Source organism: Aquibium sp. ELW1220 (assembly GCF_030398385.1).
Lineage (GTDB): Bacteria > Pseudomonadota > Alphaproteobacteria > Rhizobiales > Rhizobiaceae > Aquibium.
This window is the reverse complement of the sequence record NZ_JAOAOQ010000014.1, coordinates 125,881-144,374: the sequence shown is the minus strand read 5'-3', so window position 1 is coordinate 144,374 and position 18,494 is coordinate 125,881. Positions and strand designations below refer to the sequence as shown.

The following is an 18,494-nucleotide window of genomic DNA, read 5'->3' as shown; positions in this document are numbered from 1 at the left end:
GTGTGGCTCGCGCGATGTTGTCGGCAGGATTGGCCTAAGCAACCGAATCCTACGCCAAATCAACCGCTTATGCTACATCCGCCAGCCTTGCGAACACGCCGTCGTGAATAAGACGGGCTAGTATCGCCGCATGGATATCGATGAAGACAAGATCGACGATACGGTGTTGGCGCTTCTTTGGTTGACGCTGCATGACGAGCGGTACGCCTGGAAGGGCTTCGACTGGGCGACGACGGATCGGCTTCACAAGAAGGGCCTGATCAGAGATCCGGTCAACAAGTCGAAGTCGTTGGTGTTGACGGACGAAGGTCTGCGACGGTCGGAGGAGTTGTTTCAGGCCTTGTTCACGCGGCACCGGCGATAGCTGCCTCCGTCGTGCTTCAACGCGCATGGTGGCGGTTCCCTGAGGCGGGAGAGCGGCGGGTCGGTATGCCGACAGGAACACCCAGTGATCCACGTCCCTTGATCGAACGCGCTTAGGGCGCTCATGACGAGCGTGAGCATCACGGCAGCCCCGTCGGATTTGCCGACCGAGCCTGCTGACCCGTCCTGCCTGCCGCAGCCACCTCGCGCAACGCTCTTCGCGCGGCATCCATGGTCACGCGATATCTGCCGTTGGCGACGAAAAGGGCGAATGCGGTCAGGACGAGTGCATGTCGTTGGCGGGCATGTTCACCGGAGAGGATCGTCAGCCTCAGGTCCGCTCCTGCCGCAGCTCGTCCTCCCTCTCGGCCAGCAGCGATTTTCTCCTCTCCTGCCCGTGGCAAGCCGCGCGGCCGCAGGGTTGCCGGGGCTGGCGCGATGTTGAAGAGCGCGTCGATGCACCGTGCCGGCTCTCGAGCGATAGCAGACACGCCCTGATGGCGAGGTGTTGCGCCGCACAGAAAAATCTTGCGCGCGCGATGGAACCGTTTCGGCACCGGCGCGTTCACGCCCGGCACCTTCCGTGTCCTCAGGCCCGGGAGGCGCCCGCCGTTGCCGGTCGCCGATCCAGCCACCAGAGAAAGCCGTCATTCTTCATGCACAGAAAAGGCAAGGCCCTGAGCGGCAAGGGGGCTCTCGGCCTCGACGCGCTCGTCGCGACGAGCCTCGCCGTCGCGATCGTCTTCTTTCTCGTGACCACGATCGTCGCCGTCTACACGACCAGGCTTCTGCGCGAGAGCAACCAGGCGGTCGTGCAGACCCACCAGGTCATCGTCGGCCTCGACATCCTGCTCTCGGAAGTCCAGGACGCCGAGACCGGACAGCGCGGCTATCTCCTGACCGGAGACGAACGCTATCTGGAGCCCTACTACAGGTCCGTGGCGCAACTGCCGAACCGCACCGCCTCCGTCGAGACGCTGATCGCATCGGACGGCCCGCAATTGCGGCGTTTCGCGGAGCTGAAGGGGCATGTCGCGTCGAAATTCCGCGAACTCGACGAGACGATCGAGATCTACCGGACGCAGGGCCAGGCGGCGGCGGTCGCGGCCGTTCGCTCGGACCGAGGGCGGGCCGTCATGGATGCCATCCGCGCGCTGATCTCTAACATCCGCGACGCGGAGACGGAAACGCGGGGCAATCGCATCGGGGCCATGGAGCGGGCCTACGTCATCGCTTTTGCGACCAGTATTCTCTCCGGCGTCCTGGGGATCGTGCTGACGCTGCTGGTCGGCGGGCTGATGCGCCGGTCGAGCCTGGCCCGGCGTCGCGAGCAGTGGATGCAGGATGCGCAGGTCGGGCTGGGTGACGTCGTGATCGGCGAGCGGGCGATGCAGGAGATCGGCGAGCGTGTGCTGCGCTACCTCACCGACCGCCTCGGGGCTGTCGCAGGCGCCGTCTACGTCGAGCGGGACGCCGGTTTCGCGCTGGCGGCCACCTTCGGCGTTCCGGCCGGTGCGAGCCTGCCCGATCGCGTCGGACGCAATGACGGCCTGTTCGGTCACGTGCTGACCGATCACAAGCCGATCGCCGTCGGGCGCGTGCCGGAGGGCTATTTCACCTTCGGATCAAGCCTGGGTCAGACTGCGCCGCAGCATCTGGCGCTCGCCCCCGCTCTGGTCGACGGCGAGGTGAAGGCAATTCTCGAGCTGGGCTTCCTGAACCCGGTCCCGGATCACGTGCTGGACCTCCTCGAACAGTCCTCGTCCACCATCGCCACCGCGTTCCGGTCGGCGGAGTTCCGGACGCGGCTGGAGACCCTGCTGCGCGAAACGCAGCGCCAGGCAGAGGAAATGCAGGTCCAGGGCGAGGAACTGCGCGTCTCCAACGAGGAACTCGAGGAGCAGGGGCGGGCGCTTAAGGAATCGCAGGCTCGCCTGGAGCAGCAGCAGGTCGAGCTGGAGCAGACCAACGCGCAGCTGGAGGAGCAGGCACAGGAGCTGGAACGGCAGCGGGACGATCTGGAGTCGGCCAACGGCGCCATCCAGGCCAAGGCGCGGGAGGTCGAGCAGGCGAGCCGCTACAAGTCGGACTTCCTGGCCAACATGTCGCATGAACTGCGCACCCCGCTGAACTCGTCCCTCATCCTGGCGAAGCTGCTTGCCGACAATGCCGAGGAGAACCTGACCCCGGAGCAGGTCAAGTTCGCCCAGACGATTCAGTCGTCGGGCAACGACCTCCTGAACCTCATCAACGACATTCTCGACCTGTCCAAGATCGAAGCCGGGCATGTCGAGATCAGGCCCGAACCGGTGTCGCTCGAACGCACCGCGGCTTCGCTGCGGCAGCTGTTCGATCCGCTGGCTGAGGGAAAGGGGCTGGCCTTCGCGGTCGACGTCGCAGCCGACGCCCCGCCCGTGATCGAGACCGATCCGATGCGGCTGGAACAGGTTCTCAAGAACCTCATCGCCAACGCGATCAAGTTCACCGAGACGGGCGGCGTCAGCGTTTCTGTGCGGCCGCTGGCGGACCGCCGGCTCGCCATAGCGGTCACCGACACCGGCATCGGCATCGCCGAGGACCAGCAGCGGCGCATCTTCGAAGCGTTCCACCAGGCCGACAGCACCATCAGCCGCCGGTTCGGCGGGACGGGACTGGGACTGTCGATCTCGCGCGAACTGGTCCGGCTGCTCGGCGGCGCGATCCACCTCGAGAGCCGGGCCGGCGAAGGCAGCACCTTCACCGTGGTGATCCCGGAAGCCCATGATCCGGCCCGCCCGGCCGCGCATGGACCCGTGGCGCTACAGGGTACGCCGGCGCCCGTGCCAGTCCCGGAAGCGCCGACCGCCGTCGGCGCCGTGTCCGAGGAGGCGCGCATCGTCGAGGACGACCGGATGCGGGTGTCCGACCAGGGCCGCAAGCTTCTGATCATCGAGGATGACCGGACCTTCGCGACGATCCTGCGGGATCTCGCCCGCGAACTGAAGTTCGACGCCCTCGTCGCCGGCACCGCGCAGGAGGCGCTCGAACTGGCGCGCCGTTTCATGCCGAGCGCGATCGTCCTCGACGTCGGCCTCCCGGACCAGTCCGGGCTGTCGGTTCTCGATCGCCTGAAGCGCGACGTCCGCACGCGTCACATTCCCGTTCATATCGTCTCCGCCGACGACCATGCCGACAGGGCGCTGTCGCTCGGCGCGATCGGCTATGCCCTCAAGCCCGTGCGCAGGGAGCAGCTGGTCGAGGTTCTGACCTCGCTGGAAGCCAGGATTTCGCAGAATGTGCGCCGCGTCCTGATCGTGGAGGACAACGAGATCCAGCGCGAGGCGGTCGCCCGGCTGATCGGCTCGCACGACGTCGAGACGGTGGGGGCTGGAACCGCAGCAGAGTGCCTGGCGCTCCTGAAGGACCAGGTCTTCGACTGCATGGTGCTCGACCTGTCGCTCCCGGACGCCTCGGGCTATTCGCTCCTGGAAACGATCAGCCGCGACGGCGCCCATCCGATTCCGCCGGTCATCGTCTATACCGGCCGCGTCCTGTCGGCCGAGGAGGAGCAGAAGCTGCGGCGCTACTCCAGGTCCATCATCATCAAGGGCGCGAAATCGCCGGAGCGGCTGCTCGACGAAGTGACGCTGTTCCTCCACCAGGTCGTGTCGGAACTCCCGGACGAACAGCAGAAGATGATCCGCAAGGCCAGGCATCGCGACGCCCTCATCGAGGGGCGCCGGATCCTCGTCGTCGAGGACGACGTGCGCAACGTCTATGCGCTCACCAACATTCTCGAACCGCGCGGCGCCATCGTCGAGATCGCCCGCAACGGAGAGGAAGCTTTGCGCAGGCTCGAACGGTCGCGGGAGACGCAGGAAGGCAGGATCGACCTCGTTCTCATGGACGTGATGATGCCCGTGATGGACGGCCTCACCGCGACCCGGCACATCCGCAGCGATCCGGACTGGAAGAAGCTGCCGGTGATCGTCCTGACTGCGAAGGCGATGCCGGACGACCAGCAGCGCTGCATCGAGGCGGGCGCCAACGACTACATGGCCAAGCCGCTCGACGTGGAGAAGCTCCTGTCCCTCGTGCGCGTGTGGATGCCGCGGTGATGGAGACGTTCGAACGCATCGAGGACATCGAGATCAGGCTTCTGCTCGAGGCGCTCTATCACCGGTATCACTACGACTTCCGCAACTATGCCATGTCGTCGATCCGGCGGCGGCTGCGGCAGGCGCGCGAGCAGCTGGGCTTCGCGACGATCTCGGCGCTGCAGGAGAGCGCCCTGCACGACCCGGACATGCTGCCGAAGCTGCTTCGCTACCTGACCGTGCAGGTCAGCGAGATGTTCCGCGATCCGGGCTATTTCCGGGCGATCCGCGAAAAGGTGGTGCCGCATCTGCGGACCTATCCGTCGCTGAAGATCTGGATCGCCGGCTGCAGCAGCGGCGAAGAACTGTATTCCTTCGTCATCCTGTTTCGCGAGGAAGGGCTGGAGGAGCGGACGATCTTCTACGCGACCGACATCAATCCGGAGGCCCTGGCGCAGGCGGAGGCGGGCGTCTACGGCCTCGACCGGATCCGACTTTTCACCGAGAACCACCGGCACGCGGGCGGCAAGACCTCCTTGTCGGATCATTACCGCAGCGGCTACGACCGCTGCGTTTTCGACCGGAGCCTGCGCCGCAACGTGGTCTTTTCCGACCACAGCCTGGTGACCGACCAGGTCTTCGGCGAGATGCAGTTCGTCTCCTGCCGCAATGTCATGATCTACTTCGACCGCATCCTGCAGGACCGTGCCATCGGTCTGTTCAGTGAGGCGCTGCCGCGCAACGGCTTCCTCGGCCTCGGCGCCAAGGAAACGCTCCGCTTCTCCAGCCACGCCGATGCGTTCCGCGAGTTCGCTCGCGAGGAGAAGATCTACCGGAGGACCGGGGCATGACCGGGCCGCGCGAGGGAGCCGTGATCATCGGCGCGTCCGCGGGTGCGCTGGACGCGCTGTCGCTGATCCTGCCCCGGCTCGGCTCGGACTTTCCGCTTCCGATCGTCGTGGTCGTGCACGTCCCGCCCGACAAGCGCAGCGTGCTCGCGGCCATCTTCGACGCGAAATGCCGTCTGCGTGCGGTCGAGGCGGAGGACAAGGAGCCCCTGGAGGCCGGTGTCATCTATTTCGCGCCGCCGGACTATCATCTGCTGATCGAGGACCGCGACACCATCGCTCTGTCCAACGAGGATCAGGTCCTGTTTTCGCGTCCCTCGATCGACGTCGCGTTCGAAAGCGCGGCCGAGGTCTGGGGCAAGGCGTTGACCGGCATCGTCCTGACGGGCGCCAATCAGGACGGCGCCATGGGTCTGAAGGCGATCGCCGCCGCGGGCGGTACCGCGATCGTGCAGGATCCGCGCGAGGCTTACGCCAGGGCGATGCCCGAGGCGGCAATCGAGGCCTGTCCGGACGCGCTCGTCCTGAAGGCCGGCGGCATCGTTTCCTATCTGCAGAGTGTTTCGCGATGAATGCCCCGGTCAAATTCCTCCTCGTGGACGATCTCCCGGAGAACCTCCTCTCGCTCGAAGCCTTGCTTCGGAGGGAGGACCTGCTGCTGCTGAAGGCGAAATCCGGCGACGAGGCCCTGGAACTCCTCCTCGACCACGATGTCGCGCTGGCCTTGATCGACGTCCAGATGCCGGGGCTGAGCGGCTTCGAACTCGCCGAACTCATCCGGGGCAACGAGCGCACCCGGCGCATTCCGATCATCTTCGTCACCGCGGGCAGCCACAGTTCGGAGCGGCGGTTCCAGGGCTATGGGGCGGGCGCCGTCGACTTCATCCAGAAACCGATCGAACCGGACGTCCTGCGCAGCAAGACCGAAGTCTTCTTCGAACTCTACAGGCAGCGCCAGAAGCTCGCCGAGCAGCGCGACGTGCTGCGGGAGCAGGCGGAGGCGTTGCGCCTTGCCGACAAGCGCAAGGACGAGTTCCTGGCCATCCTGGCACACGAACTGCGCAATCCGCTCGCAGCCCTCCACGGCGGCCTCAACATGCTCCTGCGCCAGCCCGACGGGCCGAAGGCCGCCCGGATCGGCGGGCTGATGGAGGCGCAGATGTCGCATCTCGTCCGTCTGGTCGACGACCTGCTCGACGTTTCACGCATCACCCAGGGAAAGATCGAACTGCGGAATGCCGCGTTCGATCTCCGGCAAGCCGTAACCGCTGCCATGGAAATGGCGCGGCCGGCGGTCGAAGCCAAGCGCCACGATATCTCCGTCCGGATGCCCGACCATGCGGTCGACATCGTTGCCGATCAGGTCCGCCTGACCCAATGCGTCGCCAACCTCCTGAACAACGCCGCCAAATACACGCCCGACGGCGGGAAGATCGCGTTGCGCCTTGAGGATCTGGGGGAGACGGTCAGCGTGACGGTGGCCGACGACGGCCTTGGACTGTCGCCGGAGGCGTCTGCGTCGATCTTCCGCCTGTTCGCCCAGGTGGATGCCCATCTGCAGCATGCCCACGGAGGGCTCGGCATCGGCCTGTCACTGGTGAAGCAGCTGGTCGAGCTTCACGGCGGCACCGTGTCTGCGGCGAGCGACGGTCCGGGCAAGGGGGCGACCTTCACGATCACCTTGCCTGCCTCCCGCGACCTGCGCTCCGACCGACCCGTTCCGAACGGGGAGACCTGAAGCCGGAGCGGGTCGCCGCGCCGCCAGCGGCCGCCACCGGCGTTCCGGCCGGTGGAAATGAATTACGGCGCTCGATCGGTGGAGAACGAGCGCCGTGGTCTGACGTCCGGACCATCGCGAGATCGCTTCGGTCTCTACGCGCGAGATTCGAAGACCATTCTGCAGTCCGAGGGACGGTGCAGCGTCAACGCAGCATCAGGATCGCGGCGACCGCGACAACGAACACCAGGATCAGCAGGCCGAGAAGCTTCCTGTCCGTTGCGGCCACGGCCTTGACGACGTCGAGTCCTTCGTCGGCGGTCGCCTTGTAGGCGAGGATGGCGCGGATCAGCGTCAGCACGATCAGGGCATAGACCACCAGATAGATCTTATCCATCAGGATCAGGTAGCCGAGGTCGGGAAGGTCGTCCGAGTAGCTCTTCTGCAGGAAGATGGTGGTGAGCAGCGCACCCGCGGGAAGGGCACTACGGACGTCGAGGTCCTGCGGCCGGATGAGGAGGGCCGACAGCGCCGCGCCGAAGACGATGAACAGGGGCAGCAGCAGTTTCCAGTAGAAGAAGCTCAGCGGCCGTGAAATCTCCATGCTGAACTGGGCGGCGGAGTAGACCGCCGGTGTCTCGTCTTCGCCGAACTGCGTGCCGTAATCATGGGTGAAGGTCTGGGCCGACCAGCCGCTCAGCTTCCATCCGGGAATCTGCAGGCTCTCGCCGATCCCGCTGCTGTCCTTGTCGATCACGTAGGAGACCGCGTCGGCGCCATTGGTCGTGTCCTCGACCATGATGCTGAGCTTCTGCGTGTCCAGCGGATAGTCGGCGAGCGAGAAGGGTTGCACGAAGCGCCCCTCGACGCGCATGATCTGGTAGCGGGAACCATCGGCAATGACCTTGGGCTCCTCAAGCAGGTTCTCCTGCTGCTTGCCCCATTCCTCCACCATGTTGGTGAACTCGATGGTGCCGGTCGGATCGATGTCGCCCGTCCAGCGCATCCAGACATAGGTGTCGACGTAGTAGGTGTTGCTGGCCATGTCGAGCTGGTAGACCGACACCGGATAGAAGCCGATGGCGACCTGCTGGGCGGAGGCCGGAGGCGTGTCGACCGGAGTGTAGCTTCCCTTCTTGGCCTCCTGGGCCATACTGGGCGCCATCATCGTCAATAGGGCGACAATCGCCATCAAAAGTTGTCTCAGCATTGTTATACATGTCCCCGAGATTGAATTATTGCCGGGATATTCCCGAACAAAGAAGAAAAGCGCGGTCATCGGCTTTTCAATGCTGGCGCGATAAGCAGAGTCGATTTGTTCGTCAATCCAAATGCAGCAATGCGGTTGACGGCGACTTAAGAAACAATCTCGCGTACCGGCAGTTGCTTGCAGGCGATGACGTAGCGGAACCCTTCGACGGCTCCGGCATTCCGACAGCCCTCCAGGCGGCGCCGCCGTGGCCATTCCTCGGTTCGCTCGACGGACCGCCGGAGCGGGACGCATGACGGCGGTCGGGCGCGGGGAGCGACTGCCTGGTTCCGCCGTTCGTGATGCTCTGGTACGGACGCGCTCGACCGGCATCGCATCCAGGCGAAGAACATGGAAATGAACCAGCACGACGACGAGACGGCTTCGGGTGGCGCGAGGCCCCGGCGCGGGAGCGGCGTTGCCATGGTCTACGGGTCGCTGAAACGGGAGATCCTCGACCTGGTGCTCCCGCCCGGCAGCGCAGTCGACGAGGTCGCTCTGACCGAGCGCTTCGGCATGTCGCGCACGCCGATCCGCGAGGCGCTGGTCAAGCTCGCAGGCGAGGGGCTGGTGGTGACGCTGCCCAACCGGGGCACCGTCGTGGCGCCCATCGACATCCTCGACCTGCCGCAGTTCTTCGACGCGCTGACGCTGATGTATCGCGTGACGACGCGGCTCGCCGCGGTGAACCGTACAGACGGTGATCTTGAAACGATCCGAGCGCTGCAGGCCGGCTACGCCAGAGCCTTCGCCGCGCGCGACGTTTCGGCCATGATCGAGGTGAACCGCGATTTCCACGCCGCGATCGCGCATGCGGGCCGCAACGGCTACTATTCGGAACTGTTCGAGCGGCTGCTCGACGAGGGCCGCCGTCTCCTCCGCTTCTATTACTCATCGTTCGACGAAACGCTGCCGCTCGCCTTTCTCGACGAGCACGAGGAGATGGTGGCGGCCATCGACGCCCGCGACGTCGCGCGTGCCGACCGGGTCGCCACGGCGCATGCCGACCAGATCGTCCGCCAGATCCAGGCTTACATTTCGCAGGATCGCCGGTTGAACGCGGATCTGTCGCTCTGACCGCTTCGGCAACGCCCTCGGCGATCCTGTATATTCATTGTCGACAAGATGGGTGGATTGCAGTAGATATCCGCTGACGCAGTTTCAGACCGCCCGCACCGAGCACTGTCGCACAGGAGGCTCCGCCGGCGGCACCCGACGGGAGACACGACCATGACGAGCAACATCTTCACCGGCACCATTCCGGCCCTGATGACGCCATGCACCGCGGACCGGCAGCCCGATTTCGACGCTCTCGTACGCAAGGGCAGGGAGCTGATCGCGGCGGGCATGTCGGCGGTCGTCTATTGTGGCTCGATGGGAGACTGGCCGCTGCTCACCGACGAGCAGCGCATGGAAGGCGTGGCGCGGCTGGTCGGAGCAGGCATCCCGACCGTCGTCGGCACGGGCGCCGTCAACACCCGTCAGGCCGCCGCCCATGCCGCGCATGCCGCCAGGGTCGGTGCGCAGGGACTGATGGTGATCCCGCGCGTCCTGTCGCGCGGCAGTTCGGCGACCGCCCAGAAGGCGCATTTCAAGGCAGTGCTTTCCGCTGCGCCGGATCTGCCGGCGGTGATCTACAACAGCCCTTACTACGGCTTCGCCACCCGCGCCGACCTGTTCTTCGCGCTGCGCGCCGAGCACCCGAACCTGATCGGCTTCAAGGAGTTCGGCGGCGCGGCCGACCTGCGCTACGCGGCCGAGAACATCACCTCCGGGGGCGACGGCGTCACGCTGATGGTCGGCGTCGACACCAATGTCTTTCACGGCTACGTCAATTGCGGTGCCACGGGCGCCATCACCGGTATCGGCAACGCCCTGCCGCGCGAGGTGCTGCACCTCGTCTCGCTCTGCGGGAAGGCAGCCAGGGGCGATGCCCGCGCCCGCGCGCAGGCGCTGGAACTGGAACAGGCGCTGGCCGTCCTGTCCTCCTTCGACGAGGGTCCGGATCTCGTCCTCTACTACAAGCATCTGATGGTGTTGAACGGCGACGCCGAATACACGCTGCACTTCAACGAGACCGATGCGCTGACGGATTCCCAGCGCAACTACGCCGAGGCGCAGTACGCGCTTTTCCGGGCCTGGTATGCCGACTGGACCCGGTCGATCGCCTGAGCCGGCCGGGAGCAGACGACGAAGAGCGCGGCCGCAAAGTCGCGCCCGTCTTCCTGGAACGCGAGATGGTCAGATCTCGAGCACGATGCGCCCGTCGATCTGGCCGGCGCGCATCCTGTCGAAGATCGCGTTGATGTTTTCCAGCCTGTCCCAGCTGAAATGCGTGGCGACGCGCCCGTCGCCGGCAAAGGCGAGCGCCTCGGCGAGGTCGTTGCGCGTGCCGACGATCGAGCCGCGCACGGTGATGCGCTTCAGCACGATCTCGAAGATCGGCAGCGGGAAGCTGCCGGGTGGAAGTCCGACGAGCGACATGAAGCCGCCGCGGCGCAGCATGCCGACGGCCTGCGCGAAGGCGCTGTTGGACACCGCCGTCACCAGCGCGGCATGCACACCGCCCATCAGCTTCTGCAGTTCGACCGCCGGGTCCTGCGTCAGGGCGTTGAACGTCATGTCGGCGCCGAGTTCCCGCGCCAGGGCGAGCTTGTCTTCGGCGATGTCGACCGCCACCACCTTCAGGCCCATCGCCTTGGCATATTGCACCGCCATGTGGCCGAGACCGCCGATGCCCGAGATCGCCACCCACTGGCCCGGCTTGGCCTCGGTCTCCTTCAGCCCCTTGTAGACGGTGACGCCGGCGCAGAGCACGGGGGCGGCCGGACCCCAGTCGAGACTGTCGGGAAGGCGGCCGACGAAATCGGCGTCGGCCCGCACGAACTCGGCATAGCCGCCGTCGACCGAATAGCCGGTGTTCTGCTGGCCTTCGCACAGCGTTTCCCAGCCGCCGACGCAATGTTCGCAGCGGCCGCAGGCCGTATGCAGCCAGGGCGCGCCGACGCGGTCGCCTTCCTTCAGATGCGTGACGCCCGCACCCAGCGCGGCAACCTCGCCCACACCCTCATGACCCGGGATGAAAGGCGCGGTCGGCTTGACCGGCCAGTCGCCCTCGGCCGCATGCAGGTCGGTGTGGCACACGCCCGAGGCGCGCACGCGGATGAGAATCTGACCGGGGCCGATTATAGGCACCGGGACTTCACGGATTTCCAGAGGCTTTCCAAGCGCGGGAACGACCGCGGCCTTCATGGTCTTCGGCAGGGACATGTGCAACGCTCCGTTGAGGAAGGAACGCGCTCACTCTCGCAGGAGGACGTGTGGGCTGCCTTGATGCAGCGCAAAGCGGCCGCCGCATTTTGCACCGCACCATCCCGCGGTCCGGTCCAAAAGGAAACGCGGCCCCGTGGGCCGCGTCTGCCTGCCGCCAAGGACGTGGCGTGTTCAGTTGCCGAGCGGGATGCGCAGCGAAACGCCGAAGGCCGCCTCGGTGTCGTCGTCGGCATGGCTGGCCTCCAACGTGGCGTCGAAAGCCATGCCCGACGCCATCTTCCTGGTGAAGGTCGCGCCGAGGCCGAAGGCGGTGCGGTCGAGATCGGCGCCGCTGGCAAAGCTCATGTTCTGGCCTTCGAAGGCCGCCGCGATCAGGTCGGCCGAGCCGGAATGATGCGTGACGGCGGCAAAGCCGCGCAAGATCGTCTCCGCGTCGAAGGAATAGGGGATGCCGATCTCGATGCGGGCATAGCCGGCATCGGAGTCGCGGTCGCCGATCGAGGTCTCGAGCGTGGTCATGGTGTAGCCATCGACGGCGTGGCGGCTGAACCCGCCCTCGGCGGCGAGATCCAGGCCGAAGCCGCCCGGCGCTGCCTCGATCAGCGCATAGGATGCCCGTGCGGCGATCCCCAGCAAGGTGCCCTCGGCGCCGTCCGAGCCGGCGAGGTCGTCGCCGTCGGTGACGCCCGCGAAGGCCGTCGCCTGCAGGTCGAACGGGCCGTTGTCGGCGAGATCGAAGCGCAGGCCGGCCAGCCAGGCCTGAAGATCGCCAGCCTTGGCGCCACCGCCGAAGACGCCGAGCGCATGGCCGCCAATGTCGAAGTCGTAGCCGATGACGTCACCCAGATAGCTGCGGTCGTCGGCCATCACCGCGCCGCGGCCGGCGGTCCAGAGACCCTTGCCGCCCGGTGCCGTCAGCACGGTGCGCGACAGGTTGAAGGCGAGGTCCTGCGCGTCGCGGTCACCCGCGCCGAGTGCGACCGGGTCGAGCAGGATGATCGCGGACGTTCCGACGAAGGACGGCCCGGCCGTCGTCACGCTCTCGATCGCCGACCCCACGTCCAGCCGCCCGAGCTTGACGTAGTTGACGACGAGGGCGTCGCTGCCGCCGCCCATTTCGATCAGGCCGCTGATCCGCGAGCCGTCGTTCAGGATCAGGGTGTCGTCGCCGTCGCCGAGGTTCAGCGCCGTCCCGCTGCGGCCGATCAGCGTGCCCGAATTGACGATGGTCTGCGCGCCGGTGTCCGCGACGTCGGTGTTGATGGCGATGCTGCCGCGGATGATGCCGGAATTGGTGACGAGCGAGGCTTCGGTGCTCGGATCGAAGTCGATGCCGTCTTCGGCGCCGAGCGACTCGATCAGGCCGGAATTCATGATCGTGCCGTCGTCGAGATCGATGCCGTCCTGGTCGCCGGTGGAGGTGATCCGTCCGGTGTTGATGATGGTCGCGTTGGTGCCGGCGTTGATCGCATCGTCCCCGGCCTCGATGATGCCGTGGTTCTCGATATAGGCGTTCGGCTGGTTGGCGTTGACGCCCTCGTCCGTGGCCGTGATGACACCGGTGGCGTAGTTGATGACCGTGCCGTTGCTCTCGACCTGGACGCCGTCGTCGCCGCCCGAGATGGTGCCGCTGTTCTCGATGCGTCCGTCGTCGTCGATGTTCACGCCGTCGTCGCCCGAACCGCCGGTGATCGTGCCGTTGTTGATCACGGTCACGTCGTTGTCGCCCTGCACGGCATGGTCGCCCGTGGAGGTGACGGTTCCGTTGTTGGTGAAGGTCACGCCGTCGTCGAACTCGAAGCCCTGGTTCGCACCACCCTCGATCAGCGCGTCTTCCTCGACGGTGATGTCGGCATCGTCCAGTCCATCGTCGAGAAAGCCCGTTCCGGTTCCCGAGCAGATCACGATGTCGCCGTCTGCCGGCGATGCGGGCGAACAGGCCTGGGCGAAAGCCGTTCCGGGCTGGGAAACGCCCAGGGCCAGCGCCGTCGCGGCGGTGCCGAGGAGCAGGAAGCGTGAGAAGACGGTGCGCGACACGGGAACTCCTTTGCGGCAGATCGATCGAATGTCGCGTATCGGCTCCTTGTGACAGTCATGTGAAAACCGGATGGTCGGTCAGCCCGGTTCCGGTCGGTGCTATTCCACCCTCATTCCGATGATGAACTTGCGCTTCTCCAGTTCGCGAAAATAGGTCGGCACCTCGAAATAGGCCTCCGGCGCGAAGACGCCGGGCCGCATCGGCTGCGACAGGATGAGCTGCGCGGCGATCGACCCGTTCATCGAGGTGCAGGCATCGACATAGGGCTTGTAGAGCGCGTCCGGCTTCACGATCGCCTCGACTGTGACGGTCCGCTCGATCCCGTCCTTGCGGCCCTTGCCGATGGCGAAGTGGATCTCGTGGCTGTCCTGCTCTGGAATCTGCGGCGCCTTCTCGCGCATGTTGCGCTCGATCACCTTGTTCAGCACGTCGAGCGGGCTGACCGTCTGGCCGCCGACGTCCACCGGCCGGTCGAAATCGCCGAAGCCGGCCTTCACCAGGCCGACCCAGGCCTCGTGCTCGCGGTGCGGCAGATGCAGCTTCCAGGAGAACTCCTTGATTCCCTTGTCCCGGATGCCGTCGGCCAGCGGCACGGTGAGCTGTTCGGAATGGGGTGAGTGCATGAACTCGCACCGGCCCCACGGCTCAGGCAGGTCGAGGAACTCGCGGCCGCTCATCGGCGGGCAGGTGACGTGGCGCCCGTCGTAGAACTGCGTGCTCTCGTGCGCATACTCGGCAAGCACCGTCGAGACGCTGTAGGGCGGCACGAGCACCGGGTTCTCGTCGCCCACCAGTTCGGCGGCCCAGTAGAGCCGGATCGAATCGATCTCGTCGAACGCGTCGGCGACGGCGCGGCAGATGACGTTCGACATGCCGGGATCCGCGCCCGCGCCGATCACCGCCGTCACCCCCGCCGCCTTGAAGCGCTCGTGCTCGGCCATCTGCTTGACCGTGTAGGTGCCGAGCCCGCCGAGGTCGACATAGGCGACCCTTGCCGCCAGCGCCGCCTCGAAGATCCGCATCTGGTAGCCGAGCAGTGTCGGCACGCAGTTGATGCAGATGCTGGAACCGGCGATCGCCGCCTGCAGCGCTTCCGGTGTCGCCACGTCGAGATCGACGAGTTCCAGGCGCGGGTCGCCGAGCTCGGCTGCGAGCGCCTCCATCTTCTCGCGCGAGGCGTCGCAGACGCGCACCCTGGTAATGTCGATGATGGCGCGGTCGGAGACCAGGTCGCGGACGATGCCGGCGCCCATGTAGCCGGCGCCGCCGAGCAGCGTGATGATCATGGTGTCGTTCCTGAAGTTGCGTGCTCTCGATGGATGTCAGACGTGCTTGCGGCCGCCGGCGTCGTAGAACCAGTCGTCCGGGTAGGGGTACCACCAGCCCTGCACGACGGGCTTGTGGTCGATGATGACCATTTTCGACCGGCGGAACGTGTCGAGGCCGAGCCGGGAGAGTTCGCGGCCGATGCCCGATTTCTTCCAGCCGCCGAAGGGCAGGGCGTCGTTGTCGATCAGCGGATTGTTGACCCAGACCATGCCTGCCTCCAGTCGCTCGGCCGCCTCCATCGCTTCTTCGAGCGAGGTGGTGAAGACCGATGCGCCGAGGCCGAACTCGCTGGCGTTGGCCATCGCGATCGCCTCGTCGAAATCCTTCACCCGGCAGACGGCGGCGACCGGGCCGAAGCATTCCTCTTTCAGGATGTCCATCTCCGGCGTGCAGCCGGTGAGGATGGTCGGCTCGTAGAACCAGCCGACCGGCTCGCTCGCGGGGATGCCACCGCCGACGACGGCGGTCGCGCCCTTGGCCTTCGCGTCCTCGACGAGGCGGATGACCTTGTCCCGCGCGGCTTTCGAGACCAGCGGGCCGATCTCGGCCTTCGACAGGCCGTTGCCGACCCGCAGCCGCCGTGTCTCGGCCGCGAAGCGCTCGATGAAGGCGTCGTGGACCTCGTCGACGACGAAGAAGCGCTCCGCCGAGGTGCAGACCTGTCCCGACATGTGGAAGGCCGCCGTCACCGCGCCCGCCGCCGCGACGTCGAGCGGCGCGTGCTTCGAGATGATCATCGGGTCGGACCCGCCGGCCTCGATCACGGCCGGCTTCATCTCGCCGGCCGCGGCCATCGCGACAGCGCGGCCGGCCGCGACCGAACCGGTGAAGGCAACCGCATGCGTGCGCGGCGAATGGATCAGCGCCTGCGCGACGTCGACGCCGCCCGGTAGGCAGGCGATCAGCCCGTCGGGCAGGTCGACGAAGACCTCCATGAAGATCAGCGTCGACAGCGTCGTGGCGAGCGCCGGCTTGATCACGCAGCCATTGCCCGAGGCAAGCGAGGCCGCCACCGTCCAGCACATCAGGAGGATCGGGAAGTTGAACGGCATGATGTGCACCGACACCCCGAGCGGCTCGTAGCGCGCGAACTGGAACGAGCCGGCCTGCGTCGTGCCGGCGACCTTGCCGGCCTCGTCGCGCGCCATCTCGGCGAAGTAGCGGAAGGCGCCGGCGCAGTTCGCCACCTCGCCGATCGCCTCCGGATAAGGCTTGCCCATTTCGCGCGACATGGTCTCGGCGCAGAGACGCATGTCCGTCGCCTCGATGCGGTTGGCGATCCGGTGCAGGATGGTGGCGCGGCTCTTGGCGTCGAGCTTCGCCCAGGCCTTCTGCGCGGCGGTCGCGGCGGAAAGCACCGCCTCGATCTCGGCCACGCTCGTCTCCGCGATGTGCCCGACGGTTGCCAGCGTCGCCGGGTCGACGACGGGCATCGGCGTGCCGGCCGACGGACGGTAGCCGCCCTCGGCGAAGTGATTCGGTTTGTCGAGAGAAAAGCGCATTGCCTTGTCCTTGCTCGTCTTTCGCCGCCGCCCGCATTCACGCGAAGCGGCGGCCATGCGTGCCCGGCAGTCGCCTCAGCGGATCATGTAGACCTTCTTCACCGTTTCGTGGACGGTGCAGACGCCCTTCCAGTCCTGCGGGAAGAAGGCCGCGGTGTCGGGCGTGATCTCGATGACTTCGCCGGATTCGTGGACGTAGGTGCAGCGGCCTTCGAGGAAGTGGCAGAACTCGTCGCGGGTGACGTGGCATTCCCATTTGCCCGGCGTGCAGACCCAGAGCCCGCATTCGGAGCGGCCTTCCGGCCCCTTGTGGATCAACAGGCCCGAGGTGCGGCTATCGCCCTCGATCATGGTCGGGATCACGCCCCAGTCCTTGAGGTCGGTCTGCTCGAGCGGCTTGCGCATCAGTGGTGTGGCGGTCATGTCGGTGTCCTTGGAATGCGCCGGCGCTCAGGCCAGCATGTAGATGTTGCGCATGGTCTCGATGACCGTGCATTCGCCCGTCCAGCCGGCGGGAAACATCACCGCCGTGCCGGGGCCGACCTCGATCGTCTCGCCGTCGTCGGAGCGGTAGACCGCCTTGCCCGAGACGAAGTGGCAGAACTCGTCGCGCGGGATCGACAGCCGCCAGCGCCCAGGCGTGCAGACCCAGATGCCGGTCTCCGGCCGGTTGTTCGGCCCCTTGAACAGGAGCCGGCCCGAAGATCTCGACACGCCCTCGATCGCGTCGGACTGGACGCCCCAGTCGACGAGATTGTCGAAGGTCGATGCGCCGCGGATATGCGGCGCGGATGATGTCAGCGTCTCGACCACGTCACGCACCCGCCTTCAGGATACCGTCGAGGATGCCGGCGGCCTTCTTCGGCCCGTTCTGCGCCTGCATGTGCGCCGACGTCGCGGCGAGCCTCGCCTCCATCGCGGCATCGTTGATACAGGCGTCGAGCTTGGCCGCGAGGTCGGCGTCGGTCCAGTCGTAGCGCGGCATCTTGAAGCCGTGGCCGGTCTCGTCGACGCGCGTGGCGTTGTCGTGCCCGTCCCAGACATAGGGCATGATGATCGCCGGCTTGCCGAAATAGAGGCACTCGGTGAAGGAGTTGTTGCCGCCGTGGTGGATCACTGCATCCACCTGCGGGATCACCGATGGCTGCGGAAACCAGCTCTCGATCACCACGTTGCCCGGCACGTTCTCGTAGCCTGCCTTGTAGTCGCCGACATTGACCAGCGCCCGGTAGGGCAAGGTGCCGATCGTGGCGATGATGCGCTTCAGGAGTTCGGTGTCGCCGGCGCCCAGGCTGCCGAAGGAGACGTAGACCAGCGGCTTGTCGTTCTTCTCGGCAAAGGTCGGCACCGTGTAGGGCTTCTCGCTGCGCACGCAGCCTTCCAGATACTGGAACTGCTTCGGATCGAGCGGATGCTCGCGCTCGAACTTCACCGCCTCGGGATAAAGAAGCAGGTTCATCGTCGGCGACGCCTCGAAGAACTGGCCGAACGGGTAGGGCGCCTCCCCGGTCGAGGCGAGGAACGCGTTGAAGTCGTCGTGGATCGGCTTGATCACCGCGTTGAAGCGCGCGCGGTAGGCGTCGTGGCAGGCGAAGTCCGTCGCTCCGCAACCCGACAGATGCGGCGGGATCTTCGGATCCTCGATCTCGTTTTCCGAGCAGGAGATGATCCGCACCCACGGCTTGCCAAACTGCTTGATCGCCGGAAACAGGATGACGTTGTCGACGCAGATCAGGTCCGGCTGGATCCTGTCCAGCACGCCGGGAAGGTCCTTCTGCGCCCATTTGGCGGTGTCGACGATCGCCGTCCAGCAGTCCTTCACGTAATTGTCGATCTGGTCGTAGGGGCTCTTGCGGAAGTTCGGGATGTGCCCGTTGATGAAGTCCTCCCAGAACTTCGCCATCTGCTCGGGCGGCATCGGTGCCGACAGGTTCACCGGATGCGCCTCGAAGCCGTAGCCCTCGTAGACCGCGACGAAACCGGGATCTGACAGGAACACGGCCTTGTGGCCGAGCGCCTGCACCGCCTGCGCGATGCCGACGGAGTTCAGCGCCGGCCCGAAGGCCGCTTCGGGAAAGAATGCGATGGTCTTCGACATG

General features: G+C 66.2%; 16 protein-coding genes. 7 read left to right on the top strand and 9 right to left on the bottom strand.

Annotated features, from left to right (window positions below; all coding sequences use genetic code 11):
• Nucleotides 1-130 precede the first annotated feature (130 nt).
• Nucleotides 131-364 (top strand): DUF6429 family protein, encoded by a 234-nt coding sequence (locus tag N1F91_RS14795; protein ID WP_289993147.1) that lies wholly within the window; start codon nucleotides 131-133, stop codon nucleotides 362-364.
• Nucleotides 365-503: 139 nt separating this feature from the next.
• On the opposite strand, the gene N1F91_RS14790 is transcribed toward N1F91_RS14795, so the two are convergent.
• Nucleotides 504-941: a hypothetical protein gene (locus tag N1F91_RS14790; RefSeq protein WP_289993146.1), complete on the bottom strand. Its 438-nt coding sequence runs from the start codon at nucleotides 939-941 to the stop codon at nucleotides 504-506.
• Between the two features lie 78 nt (nucleotides 942-1,019).
• On the opposite strand from N1F91_RS14790, the gene N1F91_RS14785 reads away from it, so the two are divergent.
• From N1F91_RS14785 to N1F91_RS14770, 4 genes are read left to right on the top strand one after another with little or no spacing between them, the layout of a single operon-like run.
• A complete protein-coding gene (locus tag N1F91_RS14785) occupies nucleotides 1,020-4,460 on the top strand; it encodes a response regulator (RefSeq protein ID WP_289993145.1) in 3,441 nt (1,146 codons plus the stop codon).
• A complete protein-coding gene (locus N1F91_RS14780) occupies nucleotides 4,460-5,290 on the top strand; it encodes a CheR family methyltransferase (protein ID WP_289993144.1) in 831 nt (276 codons plus the stop codon). The genes N1F91_RS14785 and N1F91_RS14780 overlap by 1 nt, the downstream gene beginning before the upstream one ends.
• Nucleotides 5,287-5,859, top strand: coding sequence for a chemotaxis protein CheB (locus N1F91_RS14775; protein WP_289993143.1), 573 nt, complete (start codon nucleotides 5,287-5,289; stop codon nucleotides 5,857-5,859). The genes N1F91_RS14780 and N1F91_RS14775 overlap by 4 nt, the downstream gene beginning before the upstream one ends.
• The gene (locus N1F91_RS14770; protein WP_289993142.1) at nucleotides 5,856-7,025 is read left to right on the top strand and encodes a hybrid sensor histidine kinase/response regulator; all 1,170 of its coding nucleotides are present in this window, start codon (nucleotides 5,856-5,858) and stop codon (nucleotides 7,023-7,025) included. The genes N1F91_RS14775 and N1F91_RS14770 overlap by 4 nt, the downstream gene beginning before the upstream one ends.
• Nucleotides 7,026-7,209: 184 nt before the next feature.
• On the opposite strand, the gene N1F91_RS14765 is transcribed toward N1F91_RS14770, so the two are convergent.
• The gene (locus N1F91_RS14765) at nucleotides 7,210-8,196 is read right to left on the bottom strand and encodes a hypothetical protein (protein ID WP_289993140.1); all 987 of its coding nucleotides are present in this window, start codon (nucleotides 8,194-8,196) and stop codon (nucleotides 7,210-7,212) included.
• A 414-nt stretch (nucleotides 8,197-8,610) separates the two neighbouring features.
• On the opposite strand from N1F91_RS14765, the gene N1F91_RS14760 reads away from it, so the two are divergent.
• Together N1F91_RS14760 and N1F91_RS14755 are read left to right on the top strand one after the other, a co-directional pair.
• Complete coding sequence (locus N1F91_RS14760; RefSeq protein WP_289993138.1) at nucleotides 8,611-9,330, top strand: GntR family transcriptional regulator; 720 nt, start codon at nucleotides 8,611-8,613, stop codon at nucleotides 9,328-9,330.
• Between the two features lie 153 nt (nucleotides 9,331-9,483).
• Nucleotides 9,484-10,425, top strand: coding sequence for a dihydrodipicolinate synthase family protein (locus tag N1F91_RS14755; RefSeq protein ID WP_289993137.1), 942 nt, complete (start codon nucleotides 9,484-9,486; stop codon nucleotides 10,423-10,425).
• 69 nt (nucleotides 10,426-10,494) lie between these two features.
• On the opposite strand, the gene adhP is transcribed toward N1F91_RS14755, so the two are convergent.
• From adhP to N1F91_RS14720, 7 genes are all read right to left on the bottom strand, one after another.
• The gene (gene adhP, locus N1F91_RS14750; protein WP_289993159.1) at nucleotides 10,495-11,517 is read right to left on the bottom strand and encodes an alcohol dehydrogenase AdhP; all 1,023 of its coding nucleotides are present in this window, start codon (nucleotides 11,515-11,517) and stop codon (nucleotides 10,495-10,497) included.
• A gap of 180 nt (nucleotides 11,518-11,697) precedes the next feature.
• A complete protein-coding gene (locus N1F91_RS14745; protein ID WP_289993136.1) occupies nucleotides 11,698-13,563 on the bottom strand; it encodes a hypothetical protein in 1,866 nt (621 codons plus the stop codon).
• A 99-nt stretch (nucleotides 13,564-13,662) separates the two neighbouring features.
• A complete protein-coding gene (locus tag N1F91_RS14740; RefSeq protein ID WP_289993132.1) occupies nucleotides 13,663-14,850 on the bottom strand; it encodes a saccharopine dehydrogenase NADP-binding domain-containing protein in 1,188 nt (395 codons plus the stop codon).
• A 36-nt stretch (nucleotides 14,851-14,886) separates the two neighbouring features.
• Nucleotides 14,887-16,395, bottom strand: coding sequence for an aldehyde dehydrogenase family protein (locus tag N1F91_RS14735; RefSeq protein ID WP_289993130.1), 1,509 nt, complete (start codon nucleotides 16,393-16,395; stop codon nucleotides 14,887-14,889).
• Nucleotides 16,396-16,470: 75 nt separating this feature from the next.
• The gene (locus N1F91_RS14730) at nucleotides 16,471-16,818 is read right to left on the bottom strand and encodes a cupin domain-containing protein (RefSeq protein WP_289993128.1); all 348 of its coding nucleotides are present in this window, start codon (nucleotides 16,816-16,818) and stop codon (nucleotides 16,471-16,473) included.
• Nucleotides 16,819-16,845: 27 nt separating this feature from the next.
• A complete protein-coding gene (locus tag N1F91_RS14725; protein WP_289993127.1) occupies nucleotides 16,846-17,217 on the bottom strand; it encodes a cupin domain-containing protein in 372 nt (123 codons plus the stop codon).
• Nucleotides 17,210-18,493, bottom strand: a complete 1,284-nt coding sequence (locus tag N1F91_RS14720) for a glycosyltransferase (protein ID WP_289993126.1) — start codon at nucleotides 18,491-18,493, stop codon at nucleotides 17,210-17,212. Before N1F91_RS14720 ends, N1F91_RS14725 begins: the two co-directional genes overlap by 8 nt.
• Between the last annotated feature and the right edge of the window lies 1 nt (nucleotide 18,494).